Annotated in this window: 20 protein-coding genes; 11 read left to right on the top strand and 9 right to left on the bottom strand. The window is 72.2% G+C overall.

The window, feature by feature from the left end:
* Nucleotides 1–19 precede the first annotated feature (19 nt).
* Complete coding sequence (locus tag ABT123_RS06455) at nt 20–2,182, top strand: ATP-binding SpoIIE family protein phosphatase (RefSeq protein ID WP_351310390.1); 2,163 nt, start codon at nt 20–22, stop codon at nt 2,180–2,182.
* 12 nt (nt 2,183–2,194) lie between these two features.
* Nucleotides 2,195–3,262 (top strand): AI-2E family transporter, encoded by a 1,068-nt coding sequence (locus tag ABT123_RS06450; protein ID WP_351310569.1) that lies wholly within the window; start codon nt 2,195–2,197, stop codon nt 3,260–3,262.
* A 3-nt stretch (nt 3,263–3,265) separates the two neighbouring features.
* On the opposite strand, the gene ABT123_RS06445 is transcribed toward ABT123_RS06450, so the two are convergent.
* On the bottom strand, nt 3,266–4,267 hold the full coding sequence (locus ABT123_RS06445; protein WP_351310388.1) for a pirin family protein: 1,002 nt from the start codon (nt 4,265–4,267) through the stop codon (nt 3,266–3,268).
* A gap of 127 nt (nt 4,268–4,394) precedes the next feature.
* On the opposite strand from ABT123_RS06445, the gene ABT123_RS06440 reads away from it, so the two are divergent.
* On the top strand, nt 4,395–4,856 hold the full coding sequence (locus tag ABT123_RS06440; protein WP_351310386.1) for a hypothetical protein: 462 nt from the start codon (nt 4,395–4,397) through the stop codon (nt 4,854–4,856).
* Nucleotides 4,857–4,862: 6 nt separating this feature from the next.
* On the opposite strand, the gene ABT123_RS06435 is transcribed toward ABT123_RS06440, so the two are convergent.
* On the bottom strand, nt 4,863–5,312 hold the full coding sequence (locus tag ABT123_RS06435; RefSeq protein WP_150208825.1) for an SseB family protein: 450 nt from the start codon (nt 5,310–5,312) through the stop codon (nt 4,863–4,865).
* A 146-nt stretch (nt 5,313–5,458) separates the two neighbouring features.
* Here ABT123_RS06435 and ABT123_RS06430 point away from each other — a divergent pair, with 146 nt between their 5' ends.
* The 3 genes from ABT123_RS06430 to ABT123_RS06420 all read left to right on the top strand — a co-directional run bounded on the left by ABT123_RS06430 (nt 5,459) and on the right by ABT123_RS06420 (nt 9,557).
* Nucleotides 5,459–7,285, top strand: coding sequence for an acyl-CoA dehydrogenase (locus tag ABT123_RS06430; RefSeq protein WP_351310384.1), 1,827 nt, complete (start codon nt 5,459–5,461; stop codon nt 7,283–7,285).
* 150 nt (nt 7,286–7,435) lie between these two features.
* Nucleotides 7,436–8,164 (top strand): hypothetical protein, encoded by a 729-nt coding sequence (locus tag ABT123_RS06425; RefSeq protein ID WP_351310382.1) that lies wholly within the window; start codon nt 7,436–7,438, stop codon nt 8,162–8,164.
* Between the two features lie 100 nt (nt 8,165–8,264).
* Nucleotides 8,265–9,557 (top strand): M18 family aminopeptidase, encoded by a 1,293-nt coding sequence (locus ABT123_RS06420; protein WP_351310380.1) that lies wholly within the window; start codon nt 8,265–8,267, stop codon nt 9,555–9,557.
* Nucleotides 9,558–9,579: 22 nt separating this feature from the next.
* Here ABT123_RS06420 and ABT123_RS06415 read toward each other — a convergent pair whose 3' ends face one another.
* The 3 genes from ABT123_RS06415 to ABT123_RS06405 all read right to left on the bottom strand — a co-directional run bounded on the left by ABT123_RS06415 (nt 9,580) and on the right by ABT123_RS06405 (nt 13,288).
* Nucleotides 9,580–10,818: an alpha/beta hydrolase gene (locus ABT123_RS06415; protein ID WP_351310379.1), complete on the bottom strand. Its 1,239-nt coding sequence runs from the start codon at nt 10,816–10,818 to the stop codon at nt 9,580–9,582.
* A 110-nt stretch (nt 10,819–10,928) separates the two neighbouring features.
* A complete protein-coding gene (locus ABT123_RS06410) occupies nt 10,929–11,444 on the bottom strand; it encodes a GNAT family N-acetyltransferase (RefSeq protein WP_351310378.1) in 516 nt (171 codons plus the stop codon).
* Nucleotides 11,441–13,288 (bottom strand): NHL domain-containing thioredoxin family protein, encoded by a 1,848-nt coding sequence (locus ABT123_RS06405; RefSeq protein ID WP_351310376.1) that lies wholly within the window; start codon nt 13,286–13,288, stop codon nt 11,441–11,443. The genes ABT123_RS06410 and ABT123_RS06405 overlap by 4 nt, the downstream gene beginning before the upstream one ends.
* A gap of 134 nt (nt 13,289–13,422) precedes the next feature.
* Here ABT123_RS06405 and ABT123_RS06400 point away from each other — a divergent pair, with 134 nt between their 5' ends.
* The gene (locus ABT123_RS06400) at nt 13,423–15,129 is read left to right on the top strand and encodes a serine/threonine-protein kinase (protein ID WP_351310374.1); all 1,707 of its coding nucleotides are present in this window, start codon (nt 13,423–13,425) and stop codon (nt 15,127–15,129) included.
* Nucleotides 15,130–15,151: 22 nt separating this feature from the next.
* Here the strand turns inward: ABT123_RS06400 and ABT123_RS06395 are convergent, their stop codons facing one another.
* Nucleotides 15,152–15,946: a carbon-nitrogen family hydrolase gene (locus tag ABT123_RS06395; RefSeq protein ID WP_351310372.1), complete on the bottom strand. Its 795-nt coding sequence runs from the start codon at nt 15,944–15,946 to the stop codon at nt 15,152–15,154.
* A 147-nt stretch (nt 15,947–16,093) separates the two neighbouring features.
* Between ABT123_RS06395 and ABT123_RS06390 the strand changes: the two genes are divergently transcribed.
* Nucleotides 16,094–16,924: a maleylpyruvate isomerase family mycothiol-dependent enzyme gene (locus ABT123_RS06390; protein WP_351310371.1), complete on the top strand. Its 831-nt coding sequence runs from the start codon at nt 16,094–16,096 to the stop codon at nt 16,922–16,924.
* 9 nt (nt 16,925–16,933) lie between these two features.
* On the opposite strand, the gene ABT123_RS06385 is transcribed toward ABT123_RS06390, so the two are convergent.
* A complete protein-coding gene (locus ABT123_RS06385; RefSeq protein ID WP_351310369.1) occupies nt 16,934–18,295 on the bottom strand; it encodes an MFS transporter in 1,362 nt (453 codons plus the stop codon).
* A gap of 232 nt (nt 18,296–18,527) precedes the next feature.
* On the opposite strand from ABT123_RS06385, the gene ABT123_RS06380 reads away from it, so the two are divergent.
* Both ABT123_RS06380 and ABT123_RS06375 read left to right on the top strand, forming a co-directional pair.
* A complete protein-coding gene (locus tag ABT123_RS06380) occupies nt 18,528–19,748 on the top strand; it encodes a DUF418 domain-containing protein (protein ID WP_351310367.1) in 1,221 nt (406 codons plus the stop codon).
* Nucleotides 19,749–19,889: 141 nt separating this feature from the next.
* Entirely contained in the window at nt 19,890–20,822 is a 933-nt protein-coding gene (locus tag ABT123_RS06375; RefSeq protein ID WP_351310365.1) for a D-alanyl-D-alanine carboxypeptidase family protein, read from the top strand.
* Between the two features lie 83 nt (nt 20,823–20,905).
* Here the strand turns inward: ABT123_RS06375 and ABT123_RS06370 are convergent, their stop codons facing one another.
* Entirely contained in the window at nt 20,906–22,837 is a 1,932-nt protein-coding gene (locus ABT123_RS06370; protein ID WP_351310363.1) for a C1 family peptidase, read from the bottom strand.
* 134 nt (nt 22,838–22,971) lie between these two features.
* Between ABT123_RS06370 and ABT123_RS06365 the strand changes: the two genes are divergently transcribed.
* On the top strand, nt 22,972–23,388 hold the full coding sequence (locus ABT123_RS06365) for a PPOX class F420-dependent oxidoreductase (RefSeq protein ID WP_351310361.1): 417 nt from the start codon (nt 22,972–22,974) through the stop codon (nt 23,386–23,388).
* A 3-nt stretch (nt 23,389–23,391) separates the two neighbouring features.
* On the opposite strand, the gene ABT123_RS06360 is transcribed toward ABT123_RS06365, so the two are convergent.
* Nucleotides 23,392–24,159 carry a hypothetical protein gene (locus ABT123_RS06360; protein WP_351310359.1) on the bottom strand — a complete coding sequence of 256 codons (768 nt, stop codon included), beginning with the start codon at nt 24,157–24,159 and terminating at the stop codon, nt 23,392–23,394.
* Between the last annotated feature and the right edge of the window lie 24 nt (nt 24,160–24,183).

The following is a 24,183-nucleotide window of genomic DNA, read 5'->3' as shown; positions in this document are numbered from 1 at the left end:
GACCTGTAAAGATGACGTAATGCGCACCGAGGACGTCCTGGCCGCGATCGCGACCGGCCTGTGGCGCTGGGACAACGCCTCCGGGACGGTCACCCTCGACGGCGAGGCCGCCCGGCTGCTCGGCCTGCCCGCCGAGGAGGTCGACCTCCCCGAGGCCGTGGTGCGCTCCCGGTTCCACCCGGTGGACTGGAACGAGATCAACGGCATCGTGAACCTGGCGGTCGCCGAGGGCACCCTGGCCGAGGCGCTGCTCCGGGTGATGGACGAGGACGGACGGGTGCTGCGCACCGTACGCAGCCGCTCCAAACCGCTGGAGAACCTCACGGCGGACGGCCGTACGGACTACCAGCTGATCGGCACCCTCCAGGAGATCGCCGCCCCGCAGCCGGGCACCACCGCCGCGCACACCGCCATCACCGGCGACTGGCGGCGCTCCCGGGAGGCCTTCCTGCTGGATGCGGGACGGGCCCTGGCCGAGGCCCGGTCCACCGCCGAGGTGCTGCGGGTGGCCGCCTCGCTGTCGATGCCCGGGTTCACCCCGGACGGGCTGGCGGTCTTCGGGGTGGCCGGGGACCGGCTCTCCGTCATCGGGCACCACGGGCACAACCCGGAGGACGAGGGCCCGTTCACCGAGATGCTGCTGGAGACGGACTACCCGGCCGCCGAGGTGGTCCGGACCGGGCGGGCGATCTACCTGCCCACCCCGGAGGAGTACAAGCGGCGCTTCCCGGCGGCCTGGCCGCTGGCCCAGCGCTTCGACCGGACCTCCTGGGCCTTCCTGCCGCTGATCGTCGCCGGCCGGACCATGGGCGCCTGGATGGCCGCCTTCAAGCAGCCGGTCTCCTTCTCCCCCGACGAACGCTCCGTCCTCACCACGGTCGCCCGGATGCTGGCCCAGGCCCTCCAGCGGGCCGGCGTGGCGGAGTCCGAGCGGGAGCTCACCACCGGCCTGCAGCGGTCGATGATGCCCACCCTCGGGCCGGAGATCCCCGGGATGACGGTCGCGGCCCGCTATGTGCCGACCGGCGGCGGACTCCAGGTCGGCGGCGACTGGTACGACATGATCCCGCTCCCCGGGGGCGGGCGGTTCGCGCTGGTCATCGGGGACGTGCAGGGCCACGACGTACGGGCGGCCGGCCTGATGGGCCAGCTCCGGATCGCCGTACGGGCCTACGCCTCGGAGGGCCACCGGCCGGACGCGGTGCTCTCCCGGGCCTCCCGGTTCCTGACCGGGCTGACCGACTCCTACGAGGACGAGGACGACGGCATCGCCGGCCCCCGGTTCGCGACCTGCCTGTACGTGGAGTGCGACCCGGAGACCGGGATGCTGGAGGTGGCCCGGGCGGGCCACCCCGACCCGGCCGTCCGGATGACCGACGGGACCGTGCTGATGCGGCCGACGGCGGGCGGACTGCCGCTGGGCATCGTCGCGGACACCGACTACCCGACGACCCGGTTCACCCTCGAGCCCGGCGAAACGATGATGCTGTGCACGGACGGGCTCATCGAGACCGGCGGGCACGACCTGGACACCGGCTGGGCCCGGCTGCGGGCCATCCTGGAGACCGGCACGCACGACTCGGAGAGCCTGGAGAAACTCGCGGACCTGCTGGTCTCCGCCGTGCACGGCCCGTCCTCGCACCACACCACCGGCCCGCTGGCCGACCGGCGCGAGGACGACATCGCCCTGGTCCTGCTCTGCCGCGAGGGCCCCGGCTGCGGCTGCGGCACCCCCGGGCTCGCCCTCCCGGCCCGGCCGGCCCGCCGGACCATGCTGACCGTGGCCCAGGCCGAACCGGAACGCATCGCCGGAGCCCGGCAGCAGGTGCGGCAGCTGCTGCACGACTGGGCGGACGAGGACCAGGTCGACTCGGCGGTGCTGATGGTCTCCGAGATGGTCACCAACGTCCTGATGCACACGGACGGCGATGCGCTGCTGGTCGCGGAGGCGGTCGGGGAACACGGCACCCGGCGGCTGCGGGTGGAGGTCGCCGACGGCAGCGACGAACTGCCGCACAAGCGCCACCCGGGCGAGATGGCCTCCAGCGGGCGCGGTGTGCTGCTGATGGAGATGCTGGCCGACCGCTGGGGCGTGGACCCGCGCGGCGAGGGCAAGTCCATCTGGTTCGAACTCCACGAGCAGTCGAAGGCCGACCAGGAGCGCCTCGCGGGCACCCCCTAGTCTGGGCCGGTGATCAGCTCTCTGCTTCCCGAGCCCGTCCGCCGGCTCGCCGCCTGGTGCGCCGTCTTCCTGCTCGTCACCGGCGTGACGGCCGTGCTGGTCTGGCTGTGCATCACCTTCAAGACCGCCGTCACCCCCGCACTGCTCGCGCTGCTCGGGACGGCCCTGCTCGGGCCGATGCACCGGCGGCTCGTCGGGTGGCGGGTGAACCGTTCCCTCGCCGCCGCGCTCACCTGCCTCGCGGTCGTGGCGGTGGTCGGCGGGGCCACGTACCTCGTGACGCTGGCGCTGATCGAGACCGGCGACCAGATCGTCGACTCCCTGCGGAAGGCGGGCCGGGACCTCGCCCAGCACTTCGGCGCGGCCGGCACCTCGCTCGAGGACCTCGCCAAGAACTCGAAGGAGCTGCTCGAGAAGTTCGGCGGCACCGCCGCCTCCGGCGTGATCACCGGACTCAGCGTGGTCGGGCAGATGCTCACGACCGCCGTGCTGGCCCTGCTGCTGATCTTCTTCTTCCTGCGGGACTCGCACCGCGCCGCCGTCACCCTGCGCTCGCTGGCCCCCACCCACTCCGGGGACATGGTCGAGGCCATGGGCCGGCGCGCCTTCGACGCCGTCGAGGGCTTTATGCGCGGCACCACCTTCATCGCGCTGATCGACGCCGTCCTGATCACCGCGGGCCTGCTGGTGCTCAAGGTGCCGGGGGCGGTGGGACTCGGCGCCCTGGTCTTCGTCACCGCCTACATCCCCTACCTCGGCGCCTTCCTCTCCGGCGCCATCGCGGTGCTGGTCGCCTTCGCCGACCGGGGCTGGATCATCGGCCTGTGGACGCTCGGCCTGGTCCTCGCGGTCCAGGTGATAGAGGGCAACGTGCTCCAGCCGGTCGTGCAGAGCCGGACCGTCCAGATGCACCCGGCCGTGGTCATGCTCGCCATCACGGCGGGCGCCGGGGTGGCCGGAATCCTGGGCATGCTGCTGGCCGTACCGCTGACGGCGGCGGCCTTCGGGGTGATCTCGGAGCTGCGGACCCGGTACGCGGCCGACGCCGCGCCCGGGCCCGAGCCCGCGGAAACCCCCTAGCTGCTAGGCCTGTTCCTCGTCCACCGCACCGGTGCCCCGGTGGCCGAGGCCGGTGCGCTCGGTGGTCGGGATCCGGCCCAGCCGGCCCGCCTGGAAGTCCTCGAAGGCCTTCTGCAGCTCGGCGTGGCTGTTCATCACGAACGGCCCGTAGTGCGCCATGGGCTCCCGGATCGGGCGCCCGCCCAGCAGGACGACTTCCAGATCCGGCGCGTTCGCGTCCTGGGACTCGTCCGCCCGGACGGTGATCGAACCGCCCTCGCCGAAGACGGCGGTCTGGCCGGTGTGGATCGGCCGCCGCTCGGCACCGACCGAGCCGCGCCCGGCCAGGACGTACACCAGGCCGTTGAAGTCCTCCCGCCAGGGCAGGGTGACCTGCGCCCCCGGGGTGACCGTCGCGTGGATCATCGTGATCGGGGTGTGGGTGATGCCGGGGCCGTGGTGGCCGTCCAGCTCACCGGCGATGACCCGGAGCAGCGCGCCGCCGTCGGGGGTGGTGAGCAGCTGGACCCGGCCGCCGCCGATGTCCTGGTACCGCGGGGGCATCATCTTGTCGGAGGCCGGCAGGTTCACCCACAGCTGGAGGCCGTGGAACAGCCCGCCGGACACGACCAGGGACTCCGGCGGGGCCTCGATGTGCAGGAGGCCGGAGCCGGCGGTCATCCACTGGGTGTCCCCGCCGTTGATGACACCGCCGCCGCCGTTGCTGTCCTGATGGACGAAGGTTCCGTCGATCAGATACGTGACGGTCTCGAAGCCGCGGTGCGGGTGCCAGGGGGTGCCCTTGGGCTCGCCCGGCGCGTACTCCACCTCGCCCATCTGGTCCATCATGATGAACGGGTCGAGGTACTGGTAGTTGATCCCGGCGAACGCGCGGCGCACCGGGAATCCCTCGCCTTCGAACCCGCCGGGCGCGGTCGTCACGGCGAGCACCTTGCGCGGCACGGCCGCCTGGGGCTCGGCGACGCGCGGGAGCGTCAACGGGTTCTCCACAGTCACTGCAGGCATGGTCGGAACCTCCTTCTGCGTCGAGTTTAGTTGAAACTCGAACTTTCTGCCACACCCGCAAAACAGGAAGGGCCCCGGGAGAATTCCCGGGGCCAACCTTTGCCCGTGGCCGTGCGTCCTACCGGACATGATGGAGATCATCGGCAGCCAAGACATCGCCGACGGCGAGGAAGAGGGCGAGCTCCGCCCCGGCCCGCTGTGGCGCCACGCGCTCTGGGTCCTGGGTATCACCGCCTGCGCGCTCTGCTTCGCCTGGGTCGCCTCGTTGTGGCGCCTGGGCCCGGAGGACTACGGCATCCCGAGCGCCGCGCCCGGTCCACTGTGGCCGCTGCTCGCCGTGTGCGGAGCCACCGGCCTGGCGGCCACCGCGCTGCTGCGGGCGACCGCCGCCCGGATCCCCCTCTACGCCCCGAGCCGCGTCGGCTTCGTCCTGGTCATGACGGGCACCCGGCTGGCCCTCGGCTTCCGCCCGGAGCCCCCCGTCCTCGCGGCCGGCGCCGCCGCGGTCGTCCTCGCGGCCGCGGTCTGGTGCGGGTACGGCGCATGGACCCACCGCGCCGGCGCACCCGCGGTCGCACCCCGGCCGTAGGGCGCGCTAGCCGTACATGCGGCGCATCGCGAAGTCGACCATCTGCTCGACCGCCTTCGCGTCGAAGACCATGCGGTGGTCGCCCTCCATGTCGAGGACGAAGCCGTACCCCGTCGGCAGCAGGTCGATGACCTCCGCGCCGGTGATCACGAAGTACTTCGACTCCTTGCCGGCGTACCGGCGCAGCTCCTTGAGCGTGGTGAACATCGGGATCACCGGCTGCTGCGTGTTGTGCAGCGCCAGGAAGCCCGGGGTGTCACCGCGCGGGCAGTAGACCCGCGATGTGGCGAAAATCTGCTGGAAATCCTCGGCCGACAGCGAGCCTGTGGTGAAGGCCCGCACCGCGTCGGCCAGCGACGGCGGGGAGGGCTCGGGGTAGAGCGGCTGCTCGGCGTAGCCACCGGGCATCTGCTGCTGCGGGGCGGCGTACTGCTGCTGCTGGTCGTAGCCGTACATGGGCCAAGACTACCGAGCCCGCCGCGCGACGCTGGTCACAGTCCACAACCAGGGGTTGATTCTTATTACCGACGGGTAGCACTATTACGTTACCGATTGGTACGTACGAGGAACCTGTCTCCCGAGCGCTTAACGGAGCCGTCGCCATGGGGCACTACAAGTCGAATCTCCGCGACATCGAGTTCAACCTCTTCGAGGTGCTCGGCCGCGACAAGCTGTACGGCACCGGCCCGTTCGAGGAGATGGACACCGAGACCGCGAAGAGCGTCCTGTCCGAGATCGCCCGCCTCGCCGAGAACGAGCTGGCCGCCTCCTTCGAGGACGCCGACCGCAACCCGCCCGTCTTCGACCCGGCGACCAACACCGCCCCCGTCCCGGCCTCCTTCAAGAAGAGCTACGAAGCCTTCATGGAGTCCGAGTACTGGCGCCTGGGCCTGCCCGAGGAGATCGGCGGCACCACCTCCCCGCGCTCCCTGATCTGGGCCTACGCGGAGCTGCTGCTCGGCTCGAACCCGGCCATCTGGATGTACTCCTCCGGCCCGGCGTTCGCCGGCATCCTCTTCGAAGAGGGCAACGAGGCGCAGAAGAAGGTCGCGCAGATCGCCGTCGAGAAGCGCTGGGGCTCCACCATGGTCCTCACCGAGCCGGACGCCGGCTCGGACGTCGGCGCCGGCCGCACCAAGGCGATCCAGCAGGCCGACGGCTCCTGGCACATCGAGGGCGTGAAGCGCTTCATCACCTCCGGTGAGCACGACATGGAGGAGAACATCCTCCACTACGTCCTCGCCCGCCCCGAGGGCCACGGCCCCGGCACCAAGGGCCTCTCCCTCTTCCTGGTCCCGAAGTTCCACTTCGACTGGGAGACCGGCGAGCTGGGCGAGCGCAACGGCGTCTACGCCACCAACGTCGAGCACAAGATGGGCCTCAAGGCCTCCAACACCTGCGAGATGACCTTCGGCGACCAGCACCCCGCCAAGGGCTGGCTGATCGGCGACAAGCACGACGGCATCCGCCAGATGTTCATGATCATCGAGTTCGCCCGCATGATGGTCGGCACGAAGGCCATCGCCACGCTCTCCACCGGCTACCTGAACGCCCTGGAGTACGCCAAGGAGCGCGTGCAGGGTCCGGACCTGGCGAACTTCATGGACAAGACCGCGCCCAAGGTCACCATCACGCACCACCCGGACGTCCGCCGCTCGCTGATGACGCAGAAGGCGTACGCCGAGGGCATGCGCGCGCTCGTCCTCTACACCGCCGCCGTCCAGGACGAGATCGCCCTGAAGCAGGCCGCCGGCGAGGACGCCTCCGCCCAGGTCGGCCTCAACGACCTGCTGCTGCCGATCGTGAAGGGCTACGGCTCGGAGCGCTCCTACGAGCAGCTGGCGCAGTCCCTGCAGACCTTCGGCGGCTCCGGCTACCTGCAGGAATACCCGATCGAGCAGTACATCCGGGACGCCAAGATCGACACCCTCTACGAGGGCACCACGGCCATCCAGGGCCAGGACTTCTTCTTCCGGAAGATCGTCCGCGACCAGGGCGCCGCGCTGAACATCCTCTCCGAGACGATCAAGAAGTTCCTGGCCGAGGGCGAGGGCGGCGAGGAGCTCGCCGACGCCCGCGACGCGCTGGCCAAGGCCGCCGTCGACCTCGAGGGCATCGTCGGCAAGATGATCACCGACCTCACCGCCACCGGCGAGGACGTCAAGAACATCTACAAGGTGGGCCAGAACACCACCCGCCTGCTGATGGCCTCCGGCGACGTCGTGGTCGGCTACCTGCTGCTCAAGGGCGCGGCCGTGGCCGCCGAGAAGCTGGCCGGCGCCTCCGCCAAGGACGTGCCGTTCTACCAGGGCAAGATCGCGGCGGCGAAGTTCTTCGCCTCCCAGATCCTGCCGGGCGTCGCGGTCGCGCGTCAGCTCGCCGAGGCCGTCGACAACTCGCTGATGGAGCTCGACGAGGCCGCCTTCTAAGGACGGCCGGCGCCGCCTTCCCAGGCGGACCCGATCCGTACGCGGTGTACGTACACCGCAGTGGCCGGACCTCCCCGTACCGGGGGGTCCGGCCACTGTCGTACCGGCCGCCGGTCACCGTTGTCGGACATCCATGGGACGCTCATAGGTATGAGTCCACAGGAGCAGCAGCACAGCCGGGGATACTCCGTCCCGACCGGGCGCCCGTACGCCCTCAAGGAGCTCCAGTCGAACGTGGGCGCCCTCGGCGACCAGGTCAAGGATCTGTACGAGGGCGCGCACCCCGGCGAGTACGAGGGCATCGCCGACGCGCTCTACGCTGCCTTCCAGACCGCCGCCTCACTCGCGCCGGCCAAGAGCTACACCGGCTGCCCCGAGCACCCCAACGGCGCCATCGACCCCGAGGCCCCCGACGGCTGGGGCCGCTGCCTGCTCTGCAACGACCGCCGCCGGCTCGGGCAGCGCAGCCAGGGCGGGCGCACCGCGGCCCCGGCCGTGGAACAGCGCCGCCTCGGATACCCGGTGCCCCCGCCGCCGTACACCCTGCAACTGCTCCGGACCTACCTGCGCGCCATCGAGGACCGCCGGTTCCACCTCGGCCTCTCCTCCCCCGACGCGGAGTTCGTGCAGATTGCCGACGATCTTCACCGCGCGTTCATCGTCGCCCGCGAGCTGTCCCGCCCGCGCAACGCCTCCGGCTGCGCCGAACATCCCGGCGCGCCGGTGGACCCCGATGCTCCGCCCGGGGAAGCCTGTATCTTCTGCGCCGGACGCAGAAGACGCGCACAGCGCCCTCCGCAGACCCCCGAGATGCTCCCGCGCATCCGCCGGGGAGAGCGGCGCCGGCTGCAGCGCCGATTCGAGCGGCCGCCGGGCTGACCGAACCGGGACCGCGCTCAACCACCGCGCGCAACCGCACTCTTCGGCCATCCGCCGCAGTCCGGCCATGACGAACACGACCGTCGTTAAGGTGAACCACATGAGCTCTCCCGCCCGCTTCGACCGCGGCCACACCGACGATCTGATGACCTTTCTGGCGGCGAGCCCCTCGCCGTACCACGCTGTGGCCAACTCGGCCGAGCGGCTGGAGAAGGCCGGTTTCAGGCAGGTCGCGGAAACGGACGCCTGGGACTCGAGCGCGGGCGGCAAGTTCGTGCTCCGCGGTGGCGCGATCATCGCCTGGTACGTGCCCGAGGACGCGGCTGCACACACCCCGTTCCGGATCATCGGCGCGCACACCGACTCCCCGAACCTGAGGGTCAAGCCGCAGCCGGACACCGGCTCCCAGGGCTGGCGGCAGATCGCCGTGGAGATCTACGGCGGCACCCTGCTCAACACCTGGCTGGACCGCGACCTCGGCCTGGCGGGCCGGCTGACCCTGCGCGACGGCAGCGAGCGCCTGGTCAACGTGGACCGCCCGCTGCTCCGCGTCCCCCAACTCGCCGTCCACCTCGACCGGTCGGTCAACACCGACGGCCTCAAGCTGGACAAGCAGCGGCACATGCAGCCGATCTGGGGCCTGGGCGAGGTCCAGGAAGGCGACCTGATCGCCTTCCTGGAGGAGGAAGAGGGCCTGCCCCAGGGCTCGGTGGCCGGCTGGGACCTGATGGTCCACTCCATCGAGGCACCCGCCTACCTCGGCCGCGACCGCGAACTGCTGGCCGGCCCGCGGATGGACAACCTGCTGTCCGTGCACGCGGGCGTGGCCGCACTGGCCGCCGTGTCCACCACCGGGAAGCTCCCGTACATCCCCGTCCTCGCGGCCTTCGACCACGAGGAGAACGGCTCCCAGTCCGACACCGGCGCCGACGGCCCCCTCCTGGGCAATGTGCTGGAACGATCCGTCTTCGCCCGCGGCGGCTCCTACGAGGACCGCGCCCGCGCCTTCGCCGGCACGGTCTGCCTCTCCTCCGACACCGGCCACGCCGTCCACCCCAACTACGGCGAGCGGCACGACCCGACCCACCACCCGCGCGCCAACGGCGGCCCGATCCTCAAGGTCAACGTCAACCAGCGGTACGCCACCGACGGCAGCGGGCGCGCGGTGTTCGCCGCCGCCTGCGAGCGGGCCGGCGTGCCCTGGCAGAGCTTCGTGTCCAACAATTCGATGCCCTGCGGCACGACCATCGGCCCGATCACGGCGGCCCGCCACGGCATCCAGACCGTCGACATCGGCGTCGCGATCCTGTCGATGCACAGCGCCCGCGAACTGTGCGGTTCGGAGGATCCGTACCTGCTCGCGAACGCGCTCGTGGCCTTCCTGGAGGGCTGACAGCCCCCTTTTCGGTCTCCGGTCAGCGGGACAGGGCGTCGAACCAGCGGGCCACCTCGCCCAGCGACCGGATCGCGGTGCCGTTGTGATCCGCGGCCGGACCCTGGTCCAGCACCCGGGCCCGCACCCCGTGCCCGGCCAGCTCCGCGGCGCAAGCGCGGGCGTGGCCGATCGGCACGTCCCGGTCGCCGGCCCCCGCGTACAGGCGCACCGGGGCACCCGGCCGCCAGTCGCAGACCCCGGAGTTGGCGCGCAGCACGGACAGCAGCGCGCCCTCCGGGCGGCGGACCAGCTCGGCCCAGGCGGGGGTGAGGAGTTCGTCGAGGGTGCCCGGCAGCGCGGCCCCGATCTCCTCCTCGGAGTGGCTGCCGTCGAACAGCCCCTCCACGCGCTGGGCGTACGGCGCCCGGAACACCTCCGCCGGGTCCCGGTAGAGCGGGTGCAGCCGGTTCTGCGCGGTGAGGAAGTAGGAGAGGTAGAAGACGGCGCTGCGCGGGTCGGTCCGGCCGTCGGTCAGACCCGACATCTGGCCCGCCAGGTCGTACGGACCCGCCATCGGCGCCAGCGCGCGCACCCGGAACCCGGAGCCGGGGCGGGAGAGTTCCCGGCCGAGGGCCATCGCGACCTGCCCGCCCTGGGAGAACCCGGTGACGTACACGTCGCGGGTGAGCGGCCGGCCGAGCTGGCCGCTCGCGGTGCGGGCGGCCCGCAGCATGTCGTGGGAGGCGGTCACGGCCGAGCGGGTGTCCAGGTAGGGGTGCGGCCCCGGGCCGCCGCCGAGCCCGAGGTAGTCGGGCGCCGCCACCGCCCGCCCGGCGGAAGCGTGCAGGTAGGAGGTGAGCCGGTTCCAGCCGAGCGGACCCGAGGGCGCGCCGTCGCGGTAGGCGAGGGTGCCGTGCGTGTCGGAGACCAGGTCCAGGCGGCGCGGGCCGCCCTCGGGCAGGGTCAGCAGTCCGGTCGCCGTGGTGGGCCGGCCCTCGGGGGTGACGGTGGCGTACTCGATCCGGTAGGCCCGCACCCCGTACCGAACGGTCGCCGTGTCCACCCCGGACTCGGCCTCGTAGGCCCGGACTTCGTCCCGTCCGAGGGCGGCCACCGGGGTCACTGTGAGCAGGGTCCCGCGCGCCGCGTACGCACCACGGGCCTCGGCGGCCGGCTTCCGCTCGGGGCCGGTGGCCGCCGCCACCGGCACGGCGAGAGAGCCGAGAACGGCTGCCAGCACGACTGCGGCGGCGCCGCGGACCAGATTGTTCTTCGTCATGCCCATGACGCTACGGAGCTCGCGAAGGGGCCGACATCCGGCTGACCGGCGGCTGCTGACGGGGGTTATCCCCCGCCAAACAGCCGCCAACAGCCGTCAACAGCCTTGGATCAGCCGGCCGGACGGGGCAGCACCAGCACCCGGGTGGTGCTGCCGTCCTCCTCCGCGATGTCCCGTACCCAGCGGAACCCGAGCCGGTCGAGCAGCACCAGGGAGCCCTCGTTCGGCTCGGCCACCGTCGCGTATGCCTCGGCCAGGCCGAGGGTGTCCCAGCCGTGCCCGAGGACGGCCCGGGCCAGTTCGCTGCCGAGCCCGCTCCCCCACGCCTCCGGCGCCAGCGCGTACACGATCTCGTGCCCGCCGACCTCCTCGGTCCGCTTGATCTCGGCATGCCCGATCACCGGCCCGCCCTCCGCCCGGCGCACCGCCCAGACATCGAACAGCCCCTGTGCGTAGACCTTGCTGAAGATCCGCCCGAACAGCGCCCGGTCGTTCTCCTCGGTGTCCGTGCCCTCGCCGATCCACCGGGAGACCAGCGGATTCTGGAACAGCGCGACGAACTCGTCCTCGTCCTCCGGCCGGTACGCCTCCAGCAGCAGCCGCCCGGTCCGCAATGTCGGCGTCATGCGCCCTCTCCCTCCCCCTCGTCCATGCCGGCCAGCACCAGCGCGAGCCGGGAGACCCCGCCGGCCGTGACCGTCACCGGAACCCCCCAGTCCTGCTGGTGCACATGGCAGGCCGGGTACTCGTTCTCCGGGTCGTCGTCGCAGGACGCGGCCATCGCCGAAACGTGCAGCACACCGGAACCGGCCCCGTCCGCGAGCCGGAGCTCCCGGAACAGCTCGGTCCCCGCACCCGCCCCCTCCGCGAGCAGCTCCGGCGGGGTCGAGGACACCAGCAGCCGGGTGGACGGCCCGTACCGGGTGTCCAGCTTCTGCCCGGCCGGCGCCCGGAACACCACCTCCAGCCGCAGCGCCCCGCCCGCCACCTCGGTGGCGGCCCGCTGCGTACGGTGCGCCACCGCGTCCACCCGTACCGCCTCCTCGGGCAGCCGCAGCCGGGTCAGCCGGTGCCGGGCCGATTCGACGACCACGATCTCCTCGCCGTCGAGCACCGCGGCGCTGGGCTCCCGCAGGTCGGTGGCGAGGGTGCTGACCTCACCGGTCGCCGGGTCGAACCGGCGCAGCGCGTGGTTGTACGTGTCGCAGACCGCGACGGACCCGTCCGGCAGCGCGGTCACCCCGAGCGGATGCTGGAGCAGCGCCTGCCCGGCGGCCCCGTCCCGGTGCCCGAAGTCGAACAGCCCGGTGCCGACGGCCGTGTGCACGTCCCCGTCGGTGTCGATCCAGCGCAGCGCGGAGGTCTCGGAGTCGGCGATCCACAGCCGGTCCCCGGCGGCGGCGAGCCCGGACGGCTGCGCGAACCAGGCCTCGGCGGCGGGCCCGTCCACGAGCCCCTCGTTCGTGGTCCCGGCCGCGACCCCGACGGTGCCCGTCGCCGGATCCCAGGTCCACAGCTGGTGCACGCCGGCCATGGCGATCCACACCCGGTCCTGCCACCAGGCCACGTCCCACGGCGAGGACAGGTCCACCTCGCGCGCGGGACCGGCGGTGGGCGAGCCCTGCCACCACTGCCGCCCGGTGCCCGCGACCGTCTCCACCGCCCCGCTCTCCGGGTCGAACACCCGCAGTGCGTGATTGACGGTGTCCGCCACCACGACCTTCCCGTCGGGCAGCAGCGCGAGCCCCTGCGGCTCACTGAACGCTTCCGGCCCGAACCCGCGCTCCCCGCTGCCGATGCGCCGTACGACGCTCTCCCCGTCCGGGGCGATCTCGACCAACTGGTGCCGGGTGGAGTCGGACACCAGAAAGTTCCCGTTGCCGAGTACGACGGCCTTGCCGGGGAACCGCAGATGGGTCGCCTCCGGCTCCGGCGCCACATACGGCCCGTCCCCGCGCCGCAACGTCCCCTTGGCCTCGTGCTCCGCCTCGAGCTCCTCGACCAGCCGCTCGATGGCGTGCGCATGCCCCTCACCGGCGTGCTGCGCGACCACGTACCCCTCGGGATCGATCACGACCAGCGTGGGCCAGGCGCGGACGGCGTACTGCTTCCAGGTCACCAGCTCGGGATCGTCGAGCACGGGGTGGTGGACCTCGTACCGCTCGACGGCATCGACCACGGCCTGGTGATCGGCCTCGTGGACGAACTTCGGCGAATGCACCCCAATGATCACGACGGTGTCGCGGTGCTTCTCCTCGAGCTCGCGGAGCTCGTCGAGAACATGCAGGCAGTTGATGCAGCAGAAGGTCCAGAAATCGGCAATAACGATCTTCCCTCGCAGATCGGCGAGGGCGAGGTCCTTGCCTCCCGTGTTCAGCCAGCCACCCTTGCCGATCAGCTCGGGGGCACGGACACGGGCACGTCGTCGGGGTGTGGACGCGGGGCTGGGCGCCGGGGCGGCATCGTTCATGCGTCAAGCTTGCCATCCGGCTGTGAACACCGGATCACACCGGTACGGCACCGGAGATCCAGAGATCAACTTGCCTCTGACAGACTGCAATTGGAAACGGCGAGTCAGGCTGGGCTGTGCGAGGGGACCGGGGTATGCGGGGTCGGGGGACGGTGCTCGGTGGGCGGTACAGGCTCGTCGAGCGGATCGGCGGCGGGGCCATGGGGGAGGTCTGGCGGGCAGCCGACGAGGTGCTGGAGCGGGACGTCGCCGTCAAGATCCTGCTGCCCGCGCTGCTCGAGGACGCCATGTTCGCGGCGCGCTTCCGACGGGAGGCCAAGATCCTCGCCGCGCTCAGCCACCCCGGCATCGTCGACGTCCACGACTACGGCGAGGGCGAGGGCCAGGACGAGGGCGCGTACATCGTCATGGAGCTCATCGACGGGCAGTCGCTGGAGCGCGTACGCGCGGACAGCGGGCCGCTGCCGGTCGCCGAGGCGATCGACATCGTCGCCCAAGCCCTCGACGCCCTGCATGCTGCGCACCGGCGGGGCATCGTGCACCGTGACATCAAGCCGTCGAACCTGATGCTCCGCCCCGACGGACGGGTCGCGGTGACCGATTTCGGCATCGCCCGCGCCGCGGCCCGCACCAAGCTCACCGCCCCGGACGCCGTGCTCGGGACCGCGCACTACATCGCCCCCGAGCAGGCCGAAGGCATCGCCACCGTGCCCGCGTCCGATCTGTACTCCCTCGGCGTCGTCTGCTACGAATTACTGACCGGCGAGCTGCCCTTCACCGGCGATTCGGTGCTGGAAATCGTGCTCAAGCACATCAGGGAGCCCGCGCCGGAGCTTCCCGCCGGCTTTCCGGACGCGGTACGGGCCTTCGTGTCCAGGGCGCTGGCCAAGCAGCCGGAGGACCGGTACCCCGACGCCGCGGTGATGGCCGCCGCTGCGCGACGGGCACTCGCCGGGCAGGCAGAGCCCGCACCCGTGCCCGCACCGGTTCCCGTGCCCGTGCCGGATCCCGCACCCGCGCCGGCGGCCAAGGCCGAGCCGCACACGCGGCGGGGCAGGACCATCGCCCTGTTTGTGCCCGGTGTGCTCGTGGTGGTCGTCAGCACGACGCTGTACATCGACCGCGGGGCCGCGCAGCCCGACGCGGCGCACACGCCCGGGCCGGGTCCGGTGGTGTCCATCGGGGCGCCCGGGGGCCCCGGCGCCGGCACGTCGCCGAGCGTCGGGCCGAGTGCGTCGGCGAGCCCCGGCGCTGTGCCGTCGCCCGGCGGCGCAGCCGGTGGCGCCGACCAGGCGCCGGGTACCGGCACGGGCCCCGGCCCGACCCAGGGGAACGCCGGCGGTTCCGGCGCCACCCCGTCCGCCAACGGTTCCGGTGGCCCCGGCAGCTCCGGAAACAAGCCGTCCGGCCCTCCGGCCACCAAGGCGCCCGCTGTCCCGCAAGGCTGTGGCGGCGACAACTGGGGCGCGATCACCAGCGTCGGCGACGGACTCAAGATCGGCCTCGCCGCCAGCAGCCCCGAGGGCGGCACAAAGGTGATCATGGGTGGCCACACCGAGTTCGGCTGGGTGCACACCACCCCCCAGTGGACCAAGTTCAACTCCTGCAGCATGAGCGGCCCCAGGCTCGGCAAGGGCTACCAGTCCTCGACTCCGCAGCTCATCCCCCAGTACGGCGCCGCCGACACGTCGTGGAAGCTGCTGACCGCCCCCACCGCAGGCGCGTACTACATCAAGGACTACTCGGGCAAGAAATGCCTGACCAATACCGGCGCGGGCCGGGAGCTGACCGTCACCGCCTGTACCCCGGGAAACAAGACCCAGCAGTGGTACGTCCCCTAGCTCGCTTCCGGGCGGTCGCCGGTCACTGCCCGGAGCGGCGGATGCCGAGCATGCGGTCCTTCAGGGCCGGGAACTGTTCGCGGGTCTCCGCCACCTTCGCCGGGTCGAGGTCCACCGTCAGGACCTGCTCGCCCGGTCCGGCCTCCGCCAGGACCTCGCCCCAGGGGTCGACCACCAGGCTGTGGCCGGCCTGCTGCACCCCCGCGTGAGTGCCGGCCGTACCGCAGGCCAGGACGTACGCCTGCTCCTCCACCGCACGGGCCCGGTTCAGCAGGGTCCAGTGGGACCGGCGGCGCTCGGGCCAGCCCGCCGAGACGACCAGGGTGGTGGCGCCGGAGTCGACCAGGCCGCGGAACAGCTCCGGGAAGCGCAGGTCGTAGCAGGTGGCCAGGCCCAGGGTCTGCTCGGGGAGCTCCACGACGGTCAGGGAGTCGCCGGCCGACATCAGCACGGCCTCGCCCTCGTCGAAGCCGAAGCGGTGGATCTTGCGGTAGGTGGCGGCGAGCTCGCCGGCCGGGGAGATGACCAGTGCCGTGTTGTAGAGCCGGCCGTCCCCCGCCCGCTCCACGATCGAGCCCGCATGCAGCCAGACCCCGGCGTCCCGGGCCGCCTTGGAGAGCTCGGCGTACGTCGGGCCGTCCAGCGGCTCGGCCTCCGTCTCGAACTGCTCGTACGCAAAGGCCCCCATCGGCCACAGTTCCGGCAGCACCACCAGGTCGGAGCCCTGCTGCTCGCGGACGAGCGCGGCGACTCGGGCCCGGCGGGAGGGGACCGATTCGGCGTCGTCCACGGCGATTTGGATGAGGGAGGCGCGCACGGTACCACCGTCCTGGCATTCAAGCCGTCAACTCGGGCCTACGATCGTCACACGAAAGCACTGCCGGGGTGCTCCTGGGCAGCGTAGCTTGGGAAATCAAGTCCACAACGCGCCACTGCGCCATTGAACCGCACGCGAGGGGTTCCGTTGACCGTCCTTCCCCATCCCAGCCTTCAGCCGTACGCCGATGCGTGGACCCACTCCATCGAGGCGATATCCGAGCTCGTCCAGCCGTTGCCGGAGGGCGAGTGGAACCGGGCGACGCCCTGCCCGGGCTGGTCGGTACGGGATGTGGTGTCCCATGTCATCGGGATCGAGTGCGAGATGCTCGGCGATCCGCGGCCGATCCACACGCTGCCGCGGGATCTGCGGCACGTGGTGGACGAGTTCACCCGGTACATGGAGGTACAGGTCGACGTGCGCCGGCACCACACGGCGCCGGAGATGACCTCGGAGCTGGAGTACACGCTCATCCGGCGGACCCGGCAGCTGCGGAACGAGAAGCGGGACCCCCAGACCATGGTTCGGGGACCGCTGGGCGAGCAGGTGACGCTGGAGCACGCGCTGCAGCTGCGCGCGTTCGACGTATGGATCCACGAGCAGGACCTGCGGACGGCGCTCGGCCGGCCCGGGAACCTGGACTCGCCGGGCGCGGTGGTGGTGCGGGACCTGCTGCTGGCGGGGCTGCCGAAGGTGGTGGCGAAGCGGGCGGGCGCGCCGGCGAATTCGGCGGTGGTGCTGGACGTGCACGGTCCGCTGGAGTTCATGCGGACGGTACGGGTGGACGCGGCGGGCCGCGGGACGGTGGACGGCACCCCGTCGCTGGGTCCGGCGGTGACGCTGGCCATGGACTGGGAGACGTACGTACGGCTGGCCGCGGGCCGGGTCCGGCCGGCGGCGGTGGCGGACCGGCTGAAGGTGGAGGGCGACCAGGAGCTGGCGGACGCGATCCTGGCGAACTTCGCGGTCACCCCGTAGGCCTGCTGGCTAGGTGATGGCCCGGGTCCGGGTGCCCTGGGGCGGGACGGCGGCGGCCGGGGCTCCGGGGCGGGTGGCTTCGCGGCGCAGTGCCGCACCGCGCAGGCGGAGGATCCGGCTCACGCCCAGCAGCTGGAGCACGAAGACGGTGGAGAACGCGATCCGGTAGTCGTCCCCCGTGACGTCGAGCAGGATGCCCACCGCCAGCAGGGTGGTCATCGAGGCGAGGAAGCCGCCCATATTGGTGATGCCGGAGGCGGTGCCCTGCCGGGCGGGCGGGTTGGCCGGCCGGGCGAAGTCGAAGCCGATCATCGAGGCCGGGCCGCAGGTGCCGAGCACCACGCACAGGGAGACCAGCAGCCACATCGGCGCCCGGTCCCCCGGGTAGCCGAGGGTGGCTCCCCACAGCAGGGCGGTCGCGCCGACCGTGCCCAGCGCGAGGGGGATCCGGGAGGACTGGCGGCGGCCGATGATCTGGCCGTAGAGCAGGCCGAAGACCATGTTGGAGGCGACCACCAGGGTCAGCAGGCCGCCGGCGGCGGAGCGGGTCAGCCCTTGCGCCTCCACCAGGAACGGCATGCCCCACAGCAGCAGGAACACCATGGCCGGGAACTGGGTGGTGAAGTGGACCCAGAGGCCGAGCCGGGTTCCGGGCTCCCGCCAGGACGCGGCGATCTGGGTGCGGACGAAGCCCCGGCCGCCGTGGGCGACCGGCTCCACCTCGTGACCGGCCGGCTGGTCGCGCAGGAACAGCACCAGCGGAACCAGGACGACCAGCCCCGCCACCGCGCTGCCCGCGAAGGCGGGGACCCAGCCGACGCCGTGCAGGACGGGGGCGAGGACGAGGGTGGAGACCAGGTTGCCGGCCATGCCGACGAGACCGGCGAGCTGGGCCATCAGCGGGCCCTGGCGGGCCGGGAACCAGCGGGTGCCGAGGCGGAGTACGGAGATGAAGGTCATCGCATCGCCGCAGCCGAGCAGGGCGCGGGCGGCCAGCGCCATCCCGTACGAGGGGGAGAGGGCGAAGCCGACCTGGCCGGCGGTGAAGAGGACCACGCCGAGGGTGAGGACCTTCTTGGTGCCGAGCCGGTCGACCATCAGGCCGACGGGTATCTGCATACCGGCGTAGACGAGCAGCTGGAGGAGGGAGAAGGTGGCAAGGGCGGAGGAGTTGACCTGGAATCGGTCGGCCGCGTCCAGACCGGCGACGCCCAGGCTGGTACGGAAGATGACGGCGACGAAGTACACGGCCACGCCGATGGACCAGACGGCGACGGCCTGCCGCCCCCCGGGCGGATCCTGCACGGCGCCGGCCGCCGCCGCGGGCTCGGCCTGGTCGGCCGGGCCCGCCGGGCCGGCCGGGGCGGTCATCGGGCGGTCCCTCGGGCCGGCGACTCGGCGTGGAAGCAGCGGTCGGCGGCGGGTGGCTGCTTCACTGCTGCGGAAGGCATGGACGCAGCATAGATACGTGTACGACACAACTCAGGCCCCGTCCATCATCCGGACGCCGACGCCGCACTGCATCGAAGGATGTACCGGCCACCCCGCACGGTTCCTCCGGCCGCACGACGTATCGGGATGCCGCCGCCGCGAGGCTGAAGGCATGGCTGATGCTGACGCTGACACTGCACGCCGGATCCCCCTGCTCGACGTCCTGCGCGGCACGGCGATCCTCGGCACCCTGATGACCAACGTCTGGGTCTTCGCGGCACCGGGCTCGGAGTGGGGCGTCCTCCAGGGCGGGCTGAACATGCCGGACCGGGTGAACCCCGAGTTCGTCTTCCGCTTCCTCGCCGACGGCAAGTTCCTCGCCCTGCTCACGATCCTGTTCGGGGTCGGCCTGGCCATCCAGTACGACTCCGCCGCCCGCCGGGGCCGCCCCTGGCCGGGCGGCTACTGGCGGCGGGCCGCCTTCCTCTTCCTCGAGGGCACCGTCCACTTCGTCCTGATCTTCGCCTGGGACGTGCTGATGGGGTACGCCGTCACCGCCCTGCTGGTGGCCTGGCTGCTGGCCCGCTCCGAGCGGGTGCGCCGGGTGGCCATGTGGACCGCGGCCGGGGTGCACCTGGCCCTGGTGGGCCTGGTCACCCTGGCCCTGACCACCACCTCGGACTCCGGCTCCGAGGTCTCCGCGCGGGCCGTGGATCTGTACGCCCGCGGCAGCTGGCCCGAGCAGATCTCCTTCCGCCTGGAGAACGCCGTCGCGCTGCGCATCGAGCCGGTCTTCTCCTTCGGCCTGCTGGTCTTCCTCTTCCTGCTCGGGGTCCGCCTCTACCGTGCCGGCGCCTTCGCCCCGGACGCGGCCGGCCGCCGATTGCGGGCCCGGCTGGCCGGGTGGGGCCTCGGCCTGGGGCTGCCGCTCAACCTCGCCACCGCCCTCGCCGGCCCGGATTGGTTCGCGCTGGGCCGCTACGCCGCCGCCCCGCTGGTCGCGCTCGGCTATCTCGGGCTGATCGGCTGGGCCCTGGACCGCCTGGCGGTGCCGGCCGCGGTCACCACCGGCCTGTCCTCCGTCGGCCGCACCGCCCTGTCCGGCTACGTGCTGCAGAACCTGCTCTGCATGCTGGCCTGCTACGGACTGGGGCTGGGCCTGGCGAGCCGGTTCGGGCCCGAGGCCGGGCCCTGGTGGGTGATGGGGCTGTGGGCCGCTGTCAGCGCCGTCCTCATGGCCGGCTCCACGCTCTGGCTGCGCCGGTTCGCGCGCGGCCCGCTGGAAGCCGTACAGCACCGGGCCCTGTCACCCCGGAACCGGAACCGCGCCCAGACCCAGACCCGGCCGGAGTCGCAGCCCGAAGCAGATTGCGGAATAGCAAAGACACCTTGATCCCGTACATCCATCCGGATCCACCGAGCGTCTTCTGTCCGGGCCGCCACCGCAGGCAGGCCCGGACAGATCCGATTTCGCGAACTCGGGGGATTCCTCTTGAAATTCGGCAAAACCGGCTTTTCGCGCGCCCGTCGCGCCGTGCTCGTGGCCGCCGCCACCGGCGCGCTGCTGACCGCCACCCCGCTCGCCGCCGGCGCGTCCGCCGCCAACCCGCCCGGCTGGCCGACCGTGACCGCCAAGGGCGCGTTCCTGCTGGACAACGCCAACGGCGTCGGCCAGTTCGCCAAGGCCGCCGACACCCGTCGCCCGATGGCCAGCACCACCAAGATCATGACGGCCTATGTGGTGCTCTCGCAGCCCAACCTGGACCTGGCCCGCAAGATCACGGTCCAGAAGGCGTACCCGGACTACGTCACGCAGGTCGGCGCGAGCAGCGCGTACCTGTTCGTCGGCGACAAGATCACGACGTACGGCATGCTCAACGCGATGATGGGTCCGTCGGGCTGCGATGCCGCCTACGCGCTCGCCGACACCTACGGCAAGGGCACCAGCCGCGCCGCCCGCACCGCCGACTTCATCGCCCAGATGAACGCGAAGGCGAAGGCCCTCGGCCTGACGAACACCAAGTTCGACTCCTTCGACGGCAACTCGCCCAACAACAGCGCGGGCAACTACACGACCCCGCGCGACCTCTCCAAGCTCGCCCAGTCCGCCATGAAGAACGTCGAGTTCAAGAAGCTCGTGGGGCGGACCACGATGAACGCGACCGCCACCGCCGCCAACGGCAACCCCCGCAAGTACAGCTGGCCGAACTCCAACCAGCTGATCGGCGCCTACAACGGTGCGATCGGTGTCAAGACCGGCACCAACACCCCGGCCGGGCCCTGCCTGGTCTTCGCCGCCACCCGCAACGGCAAGACGGTGATCGGTGTGGTGCTCGGCTCGACCTCGGTCACCAGCCGGTACGACGACGCCAAGAAGATCATGGACTACAGCCTGGGCCCGGTGCCCAAGACCCTCCGGTCCGGCCCCGAGCTCCGCGAGCTCCCGGCGGGCGCGAACCGCGACTAGTCGCGGCACCCTGCACAACGCACAGCTGCCGTGCCCCGGGCCAAAGGCCCGGGGCACGGGCACGGCGCCCCCCAGAGCGCACATCACCCGATGACCGCGCCCTCGTGCCACCCCCCGTTCCCGTCCCGCCACCAGTGCTGCACCTGCCGGTCGGCCCGCAGCACGAACACCTCCAGGTGGAAGCCGAAGCTGCCCTGCAGCATCCCGGTCACGGCCAGCGCGTCCCGCCCGAAGACCGCGCTCCGGGTCCAGCCGGAGCCGCTCGCGTTCCCCCGCCACCAGTGCTCGACCCGCCCCTCCTCCGTCACCGCGCACAGCTCGTAGTTCCCGGCGGTGGCCTCGTCCCGGGCGTCGTACTGGGCCTCGATCAGGCAGGGCGCGGCACCGATCCCGCTGCCGAAGATCTCCCCCGGCCGCCATACAAAGCCGGCCGCGTCGTCCCGCCACCACCGCTGCATCCGGCCGTCCGTACGGGCGGCAACCAGGTCGAGCCGGCGGTCGCGGGTCTGCACCAGCGCGGGCCCGTAGTGTGCGATCCCGGAGCCGAAGCAGCCGCCGTCGTTCCACGACCAGGGCGAGCCGTTGATCCGCCACCAGTGTCGCAGCCGGCCGTCGGCGGTCCGCACCACCACCTCGAAGTTGCCCGGCTTGCCGTAGTCGCTCTGGATGAAGGCGGGCGTGGAGCCGGCCGCCGCGTCGCCGTCGGCCCCGAAGAGCCCGCCGTCGCGCCAGGTGCCGGCGGACTGCTCGTAGTACCAGTGCCGCAGCCGCCCGCCTGGGGTGACGTGCAGGGATTCCATATTGCGGTTGTAGGTGGTCCCGGTGAAGGCGGGCAGGCCGGCGGCGTCGCTGCCGAACTCCGCCGAGGGCGACCACCGGTGGGGCGGGTCGCCGTTGCGCCACCAGTGCCGGAGTCGGCCGTCGGCGGTGGTGAGGAGCAGCTCGAAGTTGCGGTGCGCGCGGCCGTTTCCGCTCTCGTAGACGTTGCCGGTGTGCAGCCGCCGCTTGCTCCACGGGTCGACATTGGTGTGGCGCAGGCCGCACTTGGCCCAGTGGTCGATCCGGGCCTCGCCGTAGCCGATCCGGCCGAATCCCCCGACGTGGTGGCCGGGGCCCCAGGAGTTCCGGAAGATCCAGCAGCCGGCCGCGTCGTCGTAGCCGACGATCAGGAGGCAGTGGCCGCCGGCTCGGCGGTCGGTGGTCCGGCGGTACACCCCGGCGCCGAGCCCGAAGAAGTCCTCGTACACGTCGAGGCAGGCGGTGAGCGGGCCGACCGTGTCCAGCCAGACCTTCTGCTGCTCCACGTCGCCCAGCCGGACGTAGTCGGTGATCCGGACGGTCCGGCCGGAGCGGTCCCAGCTGGGCGGGTAGGCGGCCCGCCAGCCGTCGAGCCGTTCGGCGGGCAGCCCGGCGGGGGGCTCCACGGGCGGATGGCAGTCCGGATCGGCGATGCCCCCGTTGTCCCGGATCCAGTCGAGGGCCTCCTCCGGGCTGCCCAGCTGCCCGCAGGCGGCCCGCATGCCGTCGTGCAGATCGCCCTCGGCGCGCTCGGCCCACACATGGTGCTCGATCCGAGCCATCGACTCGACCAGCCCGGCCGCGGCGAAGGCCCAGCCGGAACTGCACGGCCCCTGGTCCTTCACCCGGGTGATCCACGGCCATCCCCAGCGGCTGCGCCAGTCGACGGCGGCCGGCCGGGGCGCGGCGGCCTGTGCCTTGCGGTCGGCGAGCAGCCCGTGGGCGGCCCGCCGCCGGGTGAGGTGCGGGTTGCCGCTCTCCCGTCCGACCAGCCCCCGCAGGTCGACGGTGCCGGCCTCGGCGGCGGTGGTCGGCCGGGCGTCCGGGTCCAGCCCGAGCGGTGCGCGCGGCACCGGGTCCTCGTCGGACAGCCGCTCGCTGACGGACCACGGCGCCCCGTGCTCCACCACCTGGGCCCGCAGCTCCCCCGCGAGCTGCACCGGCCGGTCGTACTCCTCCGGCATTCCGGCTCCCCCCTTGAACCGTACGGATGCCAAGCCGTGAGCGTCCATCCGCCCGGACGGTCCGTCAAGGGGGTCATCCGGCCGTCGGCGCGGTCGACTTCGGGTAGTCGGCGGCGGCCTGACCGGGACGGTCGACGCGGCCCGGACCGCCGCCTAGGGTCGCCCCCATGACGACCGTTGCCCTGAACGATGCCGTACGGAAGCTGCTGGACGCCCCGCACCCGGCCGTCCTGTCCACCCTCAACCCCGATGGCAGCCCGCAGACTTCAGTGGTCTGGGTGAGCCGCGACGGCGAGGACGTACTCGTCTCGACCGAGCAGGGGCGCCGCAAGGCGCAGAACATCGCTCGCGACCCGCGGGTCAGCGTGACCGTTTTCGACCTGTCCAACCCCTTCCTCTACGCCGAGTTGCGCGGCGAGGCGACCGTCACGGAGGACACCGACCGCACGGTCGTCCACCGCATCGCCGCCGAGTACCTCGGGCCGGACGGCGGCAAGGGCTTCGTGGCATCGCTGCCGGCGGAGCCCCGGGTCGTCGTACGGATCACCCCGCGCCGGATCCTGGGCAACGCGGCGTCCGCCTGAAGCTCAAGGGAGTTCTCGGCGGGCCCGGAGCCAGGCGTCGGCGGTCGCGGCCAGCGGGTCCCCCGCCGCGAGGTGCGGCCGGACGGCGTCCAGCGAGGCCGTGAGGAGCTTCAGGTGCCGCAGGCGCAGGATCCGCTCCGGCTCCAAGTCCCGCCAGACCCGTCCGTCCCGGAGCGCCTCGTCCGGGCCGATGCCGGCCCGGTCCAGCACGAAGCAGCACAGCCCGGCCGGGTCCCGCAGCCCGTCGCCGGTGCCGGGCTCGGGGCCGAGGTACCGGATCAGGTAGGCCCGCACCTGCGCCGAGTCGATCGCCGCCACCAGAGGAGCCAGGCCCATCCGCTCGATGGCGGCGAGCTGGACCCGGGCCCAGCGGATCCGGTCGGCCTGCGGCAACCGGTCGTCCTGCATGCTCGCGTTGCCCAGGGCGCGGAGGGTGTACAGATCCTGCCCCTCGGCGGGCGGGGTGCCGTCCGCCAGCCAGAACTCGGCGTCGGCCAGGCTCAGCGCACCCACGGGGATGGAGCTGATCACCTGGAACGGGCCGAGCAGCGGCACGACCGCGCCGCCCAGGTGCACCTTCGCCGAATGACCGCCATCAAGAAAGGCGCGTTCCCGCCCGTACCACTCGATCCGCCGCAGCACGACTCTGGATCCGGCGGCGGCATACACCTGCCCGGTCCGCGCGATTCCACCCACACAGCGCACGATGCACACCCCACCGGCCCCGTCGGCTTCCTCGACGGAGGACACCAGCAACTTGGCGATACCCATCCCGCTCCCCCCCTTCCGGGCGGG

The organism is Streptomyces sp. NPDC002054 (genome assembly GCF_040296685.1).
Classification (GTDB): domain Bacteria; phylum Actinomycetota; class Actinomycetes; order Streptomycetales; family Streptomycetaceae; genus Streptomyces.
The sequence above is the reverse complement of the archived record's forward strand: the minus strand, read 5'-3'. Positions and strand labels throughout refer to the sequence as shown.